The following is an 8524-nucleotide window of genomic DNA, read 5'->3' on the forward strand; positions in this document are numbered from 1 at the left end:
CTCAGGAGCCCTGACCTTGCCCCGCTTCATGGCGGGGCTCTTTTCCCGTCACGACGGCGAGTTATTTAACGCGTCCGCTAGGGGCCTAAAAACTGCCGGTGGGCGAAGCTTTTGAAAGTGAGCCTCAAGCCAGCGGCCTGATATTCTGGTTCAAACGAAACAAGTTTGCTGGATCGAAGCGAGTCTTGAGGCGTGCGAGGCGCTCATATTTTGACTTGCCATACGCTTCCAAGGCAACGCCGATGCCGGTGTCAGCCTGCTCGTTGACGTAGTTTCCATTGATCGCATTGCTCGAAAGCGATTGTCCAGTCGCCCGCCCCCAGGCGATGCAGCGCTCGTCGTCGGCGACTGCATCCCACACCGGTTCGGCAATCCAATAGTAGCTGGCACTTCGTCCCGAATAGGCCGTGGCGTCCTCTGCGCTGTCGCCAACGGCTCCCCCGAGCTGGATGGCGAAGATTTCGCAATCGGGATTGGGACCGCTGCCTGCCGCAAGCAATGCCTGATCAATGGCATCGTCCGTAATATCCAGCCAAAATCCCCCTTTGGAATAGTAGCGGCGCGACCAGGAGAAGTGCTCGTCGTTACGGCTTTGCAATGTGAGAAAAGGCAGTAAGTTCATTGTTCCTTCGCCGGTCCCTGCGAGGGTACCGTACGGGGACAAAGCGGCGTCTGCGAGCGCTGGCTTTCCTTGCCAGACCGAGGTCACGCTGAGGCCCGCCGATGTTAGAGTGAATGCCAGCGCGTGATCCCGCGAGTTGCTTGTGGCCCGTTCGCGTAGCGCGATCAGCGCCTGCCTCGCCCGTTCCGGCGGATAGTTCCACACGCCAACCACGATAGTGTCGATAGGATGCAGTTTGAACTGGAACCGGGTCACGACGCCGAAATTGCCGCCGCCACCGCGAATGCCCCAGAAAAGCTCAGGCTCCGATGTTTCGCTCGCCCACACGACTTCTCCTGCGGCCGTCACGATCTCCGCGCCCAGCAAGCTGTCAATGGTCAGTCCATACCTCCTGGAATTCCAGCCCATACCGCCGCCGAGGGTGAGCCCCGCCACGCCGGTATGCGAGACGACGCCCGCTGGGACGACGAAACCTTCCGGGACCGTTGCGCAGTCGAGATCGCTGAGCAATGCGCCGCCACCTACTTCCGCAGTGCCTGCTCGCCGATCAACCGAAACCGAGTTGAGATACCGGAGGTCGATGACGAGCCCACCGTCGCAGGTTGAGAAGCCCGGGAAACTATGACCTCCGCTGCGGACCGCCAATAAGGCTCTCGACGTCGCCGCCGCGTGCACGGCGCGACATATATCGCCGGTGCTGCGCGGTTGGATGATTGCGGCCGGATGCCGATCAACAACGCCATTCCAAACCTTTCGACAGGCATCGTAGTCCTGGTGACCGGCCGTGATAACCGGGCAGTTGCCTATAGTGGAAAGCTCCCGCAGCAGCAGGTCGGACATAATGCGCCTCCTCTCCCGGATGCTGAGACAACCTATCATCGAAGGCAACAGCAACAAAGTCGAATTGGTTGTGACTGTTTTGGCCGCTTAGGGCCGAGATCGTTAAAAGCGGACATCGGAAAAGGCAGTTTCCGTCTTTTAAATCACGCCAGTCGTCGCTCCTTTGGCTGGATGGGGCCTGGCATGGGTGAAGCGATTACGCTCTAGCAAGCAATGGGTGCTGCGCTCGTGATGGCAGGCATCCTCTTTGCGATCCGTGATTGACGACATCCACTTATTAGAAAAAAGGGCGGGACGTATTCGAGAGTTCAGCCATTCCGGAATGATGTGAGGCTCCGATACAATATTCCGGATTGATCTGACCATAATTCCGGAAATCAACGAGCAACGACGCCAAGAGTTGAACGTTTTCAACACCACTGATTCCGGATGGATGTGCTGCTAGTCACTTTCAGTACCTTTACGGCGTTTTTAATCTTCGGGCACTTGCGTGCGGTTCTGCGGCCGCGGACAGTTAGTCGCTGCAAGATGCATCGTCTGCGGGATAGCCCAATCAGGACGAAATCACGCTGTTTCAGCCAATGCGGGACACGCGGTATCCGTCTGCCCCGCACAAGCCTTGACAGATCGACCCTTACGGTTTTGCAACCGGTCCGGACAGAACCAGACCTGACCTACAAACGCGGACAATCAGGGAAGCACCCCAGCCACATCCCAAGATCCTAATTTAGCCAAGATCACACGTCGATACTGTTACGGAGTGGCAACTGGCAGCGGAGAGGGCGCATGTCGAGTTTCGCGAGGGTCGTTCTGTTGATCGCGTCGTCGTTGATGGCTTCTCAGACCTCTGCGCAGCAGGTGGGCATCGAGACGGGGCTAGGGAGAAGCACATCATCTCCTGACCAAGCGTACAAAGAGCACAAGGATCAAAAGCAAGCTGCGGAAGAACGCGACGGCGAGGTTGCCGAGATGGCCCGCCAGGCGCTATTAAAAGCCCGCTTACTTACCGTTCCTCAGCTGACATCAAAGTGAGCCCGCCTCACAGGGAACCCGCAAAGATGTCGCTTATCGGGCTTGTCCCGCGATTTGGGAGAAACGGTAGCTATCCCAAACGCATCCTGGTCCGCCTCCCTAAAGACATTCGCCGACTTTTCGGAAAACGGGGTGTTGCTTATGCGACGTAACAGATCGGAAGAAACACATCTCGATTTTCAGTACTTGAGTTGGTGGCAGCCCGCCCTCGAGTATTCGGCCTTGAACTGATGACCAACAAAGGCTGAGCCGAGTTTACGAGCGCCGCTGAGCGGAAGGGGTGCTGACACGAGGTGGGTTCCTCAACATTCGCGATTCTCGTATTTTTCCCGTAATGGTTTTCCAGTGCGTAGTCAGCTATCTTGCTTTCCATGGAACGCAAATTGGCCGTCATTCTTGCTGCCGATGTTGTCGGGTTCAGTCGCCTCATGGAGGTGGACGAGGAGCGCACCCACGCGGCCCTTAATACGTGCAATACTGCGATTGCGGGCTTGGTCTCAAAGCACTCCGGTCGAATATTCGCTGTAGCCGGTGACAGCTTTCTCGCTGAGTTTGCGAGCCCGGTGGAAGCGATGCGAGCAGCGATTGAATTTCAAGAAGATGTTTCTGGGCGCTCATTCGACCTACCAGAGGGTCTGCAGATGAGGTTTCGCATCGGGATCAATCTTGGGGACGTGATTGTCGACGGAGGAAATCTCTTCGGTGATGGTGTGAATGTCGCAGTCCGCCTTGAGGCACTCGCGGAGCCGGGGGGAATCTGCCTTTCTAGCGCTGTCTATGAGCAGGTGGAACAGAAGCTGCCTCTTGGCTACGAGGACATCGGACCTCAGGCGCTAAAGAACATCGTGCGGCCGGTGAAAGCCTATCGGGTGTCTCTTCGCCGGGGGGCGGAGACGGTCCTTTCGATCACCGCAACGAGCACTTTCTCATCCAACTGGCTGGTTCCGCGATTGGGCCGCTTCCGAAATGCCAACCCCGATCTCGACATTGAACTGAAAGCGATGAGCCGAGTGGTCGATTTCAGTCGAGAGCCGTTCGATGTGGGAATCCGGGAGGGGCATGGCAAATGGCCTGGCCTTAAGGCTCACCCCTTAATGGATCGGGAGTTCGCCCCGTTTTGTAGTCCGGCTTTCCTGGAGGCGGTGGGTGAAATTAGGGTCCCTTCTGATGTTCTGAAACACCCATTGCTCGACTGGAGGGATGATTGGTGGCTTGACTGGTTTAATGCAGCGGGCGTCGACAGCCCAAAACCGTCATTCTCTCAGAATTTCCAATTTGATACGCAACTCGCGATTAGCCAGGCCGTAATTTCCGGGCAGGGGATAGCCCTTCTTACGCCTATGTTCTTTCAGACCGAAATTCAGTCAGGTCGCTTGGTGCAATTGTTTGATTTGACCGGCCGCCATGGGAAGTTCTGGCTCGTCTATTCGGAAACACGGCAGAATTCTCGCAAAATAGTCGCTTTTCGGGACTGGCTCCTCGAAGAAGTCTAGCGGGCGATCTAGACAATCGAGGTTTCCCAAGAGACGGATGCTCGCGTCTCTCATGTGCGATTTTCGCCCAAAGCATAGGCAGAGCTACGTGGCGTGACCATACGCGAGCCGCTCTGGCGCTTTCCGTTGCCGGGGCAAAACAAAAGCGCCCGCCTGGTAGGACGAGCGCTTCAAACTGCACATTGTTTTCGCGGACTTAGCGAGCGCCAGCTCTTGCGATCCGCTCGATTTCGCCGCGATTGATGCCAAGGTCGTGGAGTGAGCGATTGCTCATACGGCCCAGTTCGGAGACCGTCTGACGATACTTGCGCCAATTGATAAAAGAGCGTGCGATGTTCATGATAAATCCCCTTTCCTGGGTTTTCGAAGTCAGCTGCCAGTCCGTGGCGCTTCGATTACTTCGATGTCGCTTATATATGATTGGTCGGACCAATTTTGCAGCGCGAAGACTGGACCTCAGCTATGCGTAGATTGCATGTCGTGCGCAGTGGTGAATGCGGCAAGTCGATGCTCAATGCGATCCGTACGGTTCGCATTGATGCCTGGAACTCGACGGCAGCCAGAAACGGAGCGGGGGATGATCTGCGAAGTCCATATGGCCACACTTGGCAGCTGCTACGCGAATGACTACGGTCTCCGTAATCTCGCGCGGAAAAGCCTGGTGCAATCAGCGCAGTAGCCTCATCTCAATGAGCCGCCCCAACGGGTGGGGACGTTTCGTCCGGCACCACAATTCCAGCGTAGTGGATCGGATTGTCTTTGCGATCCCGAAAGCATCGGCCGAAGGCGGAAACCGAAACATAGGATCCATCTGCCTTTTGTGACCGATAGTGCTGTACCGTTGGGTGTTGCGCGACAATGGCGTCGCTGATTTGTTTAGCCAATACAGCCACGTCGTCGGGGTGCACACGATCAAGATAGGTTTGTACCGGCAATCCCCGTTCAGTTTCCGCGGGATCGAGACCGAACAACGCGGCGAGGGCACCGTCCGCGTACACGAGGTCGGCGTTCATATCCCACGTAAACAGGCCGGGGTCAGGCATTCGTTCACCCGAGATATTCGTGACGAATAAGTGCTTTGCGTCCGGCACCGTTGGTCCTCTCGTTTGCCGTTTTGCATAGAATGTCCGTAGCTCGACGTGTCCGCAAGTTGGCCTTTGAGAGAAGAGTATGGCATCCAGAAGTTATGTTGACTTGGCAGCCGGACCGGCGTCCCGCGCAAAGATCTCTCCTACGGTCTCCAGGACCCTGCGAATACTGTCGTCTGATGTCGAGTAGTAGATTGTCTGCGCCTCGCGCCGCGTGGTGACTACCCTTGCGGCACGAAATCTTGCGAGATGCTGGGAGAGGGCCGACTGCGAGAGGCCCACCTTGTCTGCGAGTTCATTCACACTGAGTTCGGCGCCGAGAAGATGGGAAGCAATAAGCAGCCGCTTTTCATTAGCGAGGAGAGTGAGCAGCTTCGCGTGCTCAACGAAAACCATTTCATCATGCATTTCAATTCACCATTTAACCAACTGCGGCTGACTTATACGTAAGATGGCGTCCAGGCTAGAGATCGCTACATTACATTTTTGAGATATTCGAGCGCAGCTCTGAGACGTGTTCAGTGAACAGCCCGGATTACCGGTATTCCCGCTTCGTCCGCAGCCCGAATGAGTGCTTCGCGTGCTTCCTGCGCCGATAGCTTACCATGGATTGCGTCAAGGCAGACCTTCACCGCCTCCATGTACTCCTCTCCGTCGTCGGATGGCCAGTCACCTATAAGGGCTTCCGCAACCTCTCTCAGGGACCCGACGAGCCTGTATTTTTCCCGACCACCCATCACCAGCATCAGGGGAGCGAAATGATCGCTTCTGTGCCACTTCATTACAAAACGCCTCCGCACGGTAAACACATCATTAACCGAGCAAGAAGTGTTCCAGCTTCACGACCCTTGCTGGAGACTCGACCAGCAGAGGCACCAACGAAAGACCGTGCTTTGAGCGGGTGCGGAGGCTAGCATTCATGACCTCGGTGCAAATGCTACGCGCAAGTTGATGACGCCCGGGCCGCATTGTCACGGCCGCCCATGAACTGGGTCTTCGTATTTTACCCGATGATATCGCCGGGTTACGAAGAGCAAGTTGAAAAAAAGAGGCCCCAATAGGGTGGGGCCTAGATTGATGAGCAGTGCCCGAGAGTGGGCAGCGCTGCGGACAATACGCCTCACGATCGAGGCTCTCAAGCAAAACAACTCTCGTTTACATTTCGTGACGATGAAGCATGACCACACCTTCGCGCTCCGGGCCACTGCTAACCCAAGAAAAGCCAATGCGTTCGGGTCTGCGCAAACCTCGTGATCCAGCTCAGGCGTCGTCCAGACGCTGCGGCGCCGTGTATGATGAGGCAGCGCACAAGCCAATGAACGTGTGCTGGCGGCGACGCGTTGGAAAGACGTTCTCTCGCGAATAGCTTCGTCCTCAAAATGAAAGGGGCGGCCGGGCAGGGAACCCAGACCACCCCTGGCATCCGACCGGAGGTCCACCGATCAGAGACTTCCAGGTGCGGTGCCGCGCTGCCTTTCCCCGTGAGGAGAGAGATGCGGCAACGCGGCGCCGCTTTTTTAATTAGAATGCGCGCTGGAGGCGGAAGAAGCTTGTCGTGACGTCATCGATGTTGTCGCCGTCGAGGTAGTTGACGGTTGCCTTGGCGTAGAGGTTGTCAACGATCTGATACTCAACCGTCACACCGACCTTCCAAGCGTCGTTGTCCGAGAAGTCGGCGTTGGTAGCGGCATTAACGACGCCGTAGCTGCCGTAGTACTGAGCGCCTGGAGTGATCTTCAGCTTGTCGGTCGCCTTGATGGCGTATTCCGCAGTGATCGCCCACTCGGCAGCGTTGTAGTAAGCACCCGGATCGGACGCCCAGACAGCTGCGAGGCCAAGGGTGCCCGGACCAATAGCGGCTGTGCCCATCGCACGGACCGCGCCGGCTTCGTTGTCGGTGTCGTAGCCGGCCGTGATCTGGTAGCTGAATATGCCAGCCTTCCCGCCGATACCAACGGCTACGCCAACATTGTTCGGCTGTTCACCGTTGTAGAATGGGCTATCTTCCAGCTCGTCGACGCTGATGCCAGCGTAAAAGTTGTCGGCTTCGTACTGATAACGGATGGAGTTGTGCAGCGTGACGGGGCTGCCGACGTTATCGGTTTCGCCCGAGAGACCATCGTCCCACCAGCTGTAGAACAGACCGGCGCGGAAGCCAGCGATGTCGATGTAAGCGGAGTCAAGCACGGCCGACTGCGAGGAAGCGTTATCGGCATTCGTCTGCAGAACGATAACACCGGTGAGCGGGCCGTATTCGGTGTCGCTCTTGGCGGTGAACTGGACCTGACCACGGGTGTAAGCGTCCCAGTCGGAGTCGTTGGCGACAGTGCTGCCGTTGCCCTTGGTTGCGCTGGCACTCGGGCCGGCGTTAACCTGGAAACGGATGTAACCGCTGATCTTGAGGCAGGTTTCGGTGCCTGGGATGTAGAAGTAGCCGCTGCCGTAAGCGTCGCAAACGCGGACGTATTCAACTGGTTCCGGCTCAGCAGCAACGATGGCGTCAGCAGCCTGGGCGCCAGAGAGGGCAGTCAAGGCCACGGTCGTGCTCACAAGGATCATCTTAATATTCATAAATAGTCCAATCTTCTGTCGATTGGGCACAGGTCATCATTGCCGAGAAACGGCTCTACCTACCCAGTTTTCGTGAAAGGCTCTGCGAAGCAATGTGCGTTTGCGCAGAAGCGTGGTGCTCATTCTACCTGAATGAAAAAACTACCAATGACATTGTCTATTGGAAACGTGCACGGATCCCCCTTGCTATCTATGATCGAGCATTGCCCCCACGGCATCGTCCATGCTCCCCCTGCTATCTATCGTGGTGTTGTTCTCTCCCACAAATTTGAATTGCAAAGGATTTATAAGTTCCCGTTATAGACGGCTTGATCGTCACCATGATCTGACCTGAATCTCCACTGACGCCCCAAATTCCCTTTGAGAGGAGACCTGACTGTCTATCAGCGGTGAGGTGCGCGAAGTCGCTGTCATGGGCAACAGCAATGCCGAGGAGAGTTTGTCAGCCGCGGCTTTCGATCGTCAGGCCCGAACGGTTTCCACTTGAGGGAGCTACCGTTCTTCTGGACCAGGCTCCATCCAAGGACCTCGGCGAGCGTCCACAACACAGATCCGGGATGTTACGACCGGAGGTCTGTGAGCGACGGGGGCCGTTCAGAAAATTACCTCGTAAGTTCAATCAGTTGTTCGAATTGTCTCGAAATTCCAATAGTCCTGCTTGACGTTTCTCTGGTTGGGCATCTATAAGCCCCCTCACTGAACGAGGGCGGCGGCGCTGCTGGCGACGARGYCCTTCGCTCTCAAGTTTCTTTTAAGATTGGCTTWGSTGCTGATTGGTTCCTTGGACTTTTTGGTTTGAGGCGAGGAAATTCGACCGGGGTATCTGGTCTGTTATTTGACAATTGAAGATGAGAAGAAAGAGAAACGTGGGCGGCGGA

9 protein-coding genes are annotated in these 8524 nt (G+C 56.3%); 3 read left to right on the forward strand and 6 right to left on the reverse strand.

From position 1 onward, the window contains the following. Positions 1–124: 124 nt before the first annotated feature. Complete coding sequence (locus tag AC1DPR_RS24635; RefSeq protein WP_477817346.1) at positions 125–1462, reverse strand: FAD-binding oxidoreductase; 1338 nt, start codon at positions 1460–1462, stop codon at positions 125–127. A gap of 786 nt (positions 1463–2248) precedes the next feature. Here AC1DPR_RS24635 and AC1DPR_RS24640 point away from each other — a divergent pair. Together AC1DPR_RS24640 and AC1DPR_RS24645 are read left to right on the forward strand one after the other, a co-directional pair. Next, the gene (locus AC1DPR_RS24640) at positions 2249–2494 is read left to right on the forward strand and encodes a hypothetical protein (protein ID WP_477817347.1); all 246 of its coding nucleotides are present in this window, start codon (positions 2249–2251) and stop codon (positions 2492–2494) included. Between the two features lie 383 nt (positions 2495–2877). Continuing rightward, positions 2878–3987 (forward strand): LysR substrate-binding domain-containing protein, encoded by a 1110-nt coding sequence (locus AC1DPR_RS24645; RefSeq protein ID WP_477817348.1) that lies wholly within the window; start codon positions 2878–2880, stop codon positions 3985–3987. Positions 3988–4183: 196 nt separating this feature from the next. On the opposite strand, the gene AC1DPR_RS24650 is transcribed toward AC1DPR_RS24645, so the two are convergent. Beyond that, the gene (locus tag AC1DPR_RS24650) at positions 4184–4327 is read right to left on the reverse strand and encodes a DUF1127 domain-containing protein (protein WP_082728620.1); all 144 of its coding nucleotides are present in this window, start codon (positions 4325–4327) and stop codon (positions 4184–4186) included. 122 nt (positions 4328–4449) lie between these two features. Here AC1DPR_RS24650 and AC1DPR_RS24655 point away from each other — a divergent pair, with 122 nt between their 5' ends. Further along, entirely contained in the window at positions 4450–4614 is a 165-nt protein-coding gene (locus AC1DPR_RS24655) for a hypothetical protein (protein WP_477817349.1), read from the forward strand. A 59-nt stretch (positions 4615–4673) separates the two neighbouring features. Here AC1DPR_RS24655 and AC1DPR_RS24660 read toward each other — a convergent pair whose 3' ends face one another. From AC1DPR_RS24660 to AC1DPR_RS24675, 4 genes are all read right to left on the reverse strand, one after another. Then, a complete protein-coding gene (locus AC1DPR_RS24660) occupies positions 4674–5030 on the reverse strand; it encodes a PAS domain-containing protein (RefSeq protein ID WP_210258435.1) in 357 nt (118 codons plus the stop codon). 141 nt (positions 5031–5171) lie between these two features. Continuing rightward, positions 5172–5483 carry an ArsR/SmtB family transcription factor gene (locus tag AC1DPR_RS24665; protein ID WP_113162130.1) on the reverse strand — a complete coding sequence of 104 codons (312 nt, stop codon included), beginning with the start codon at positions 5481–5483 and terminating at the stop codon, positions 5172–5174. A gap of 110 nt (positions 5484–5593) precedes the next feature. After that, on the reverse strand, positions 5594–5857 hold the full coding sequence (locus AC1DPR_RS24670; RefSeq protein ID WP_018860444.1) for a DUF982 domain-containing protein: 264 nt from the start codon (positions 5855–5857) through the stop codon (positions 5594–5596). A 739-nt stretch (positions 5858–6596) separates the two neighbouring features. After that, on the reverse strand, positions 6597–7646 hold the full coding sequence (locus AC1DPR_RS24675) for a porin (RefSeq protein WP_477817350.1): 1050 nt from the start codon (positions 7644–7646) through the stop codon (positions 6597–6599). Positions 7647–8524 lie beyond the last annotated feature (878 nt).

Source organism: Rhizobium sp. 01T417 (assembly GCF_056398905.1).

Excerpts from the sequence above, each read along its gene's own strand:
- AC1DPR_RS24635 (WP_477817346.1), bottom strand. The coding sequence starts at position 1,462 with ATGTCCGACCTGCTGCTGCGGGAGCTTTCCACTATAGGCAACTGCCCG.
- AC1DPR_RS24640 (WP_477817347.1), top strand. The coding sequence starts at position 2,249 with ATGTCGAGTTTCGCGAGGGTCGTTCTGTTGATCGCGTCGTCGTTGATG.
- AC1DPR_RS24650 (WP_082728620.1), bottom strand. The coding sequence starts at position 4,327 with ATGAACATCGCACGCTCTTTTATCAATTGGCGCAAGTATCGTCAGACG.
- AC1DPR_RS24655 (WP_477817349.1), top strand. The coding sequence starts at position 4,450 with ATGCGTAGATTGCATGTCGTGCGCAGTGGTGAATGCGGCAAGTCGATG.
- AC1DPR_RS24660 (WP_210258435.1), bottom strand. The coding sequence starts at position 5,030 with ATGCCTGACCCCGGCCTGTTTACGTGGGATATGAACGCCGACCTCGTG.
- AC1DPR_RS24665 (WP_113162130.1), bottom strand. The coding sequence starts at position 5,483 with ATGCATGATGAAATGGTTTTCGTTGAGCACGCGAAGCTGCTCACTCTC.
- AC1DPR_RS24670 (WP_018860444.1), bottom strand. The coding sequence starts at position 5,857 with ATGAAGTGGCACAGAAGCGATCATTTCGCTCCCCTGATGCTGGTGATG.
- AC1DPR_RS24675 (WP_477817350.1), bottom strand. The coding sequence starts at position 7,646 with ATGAATATTAAGATGATCCTTGTGAGCACGACCGTGGCCTTGACTGCC.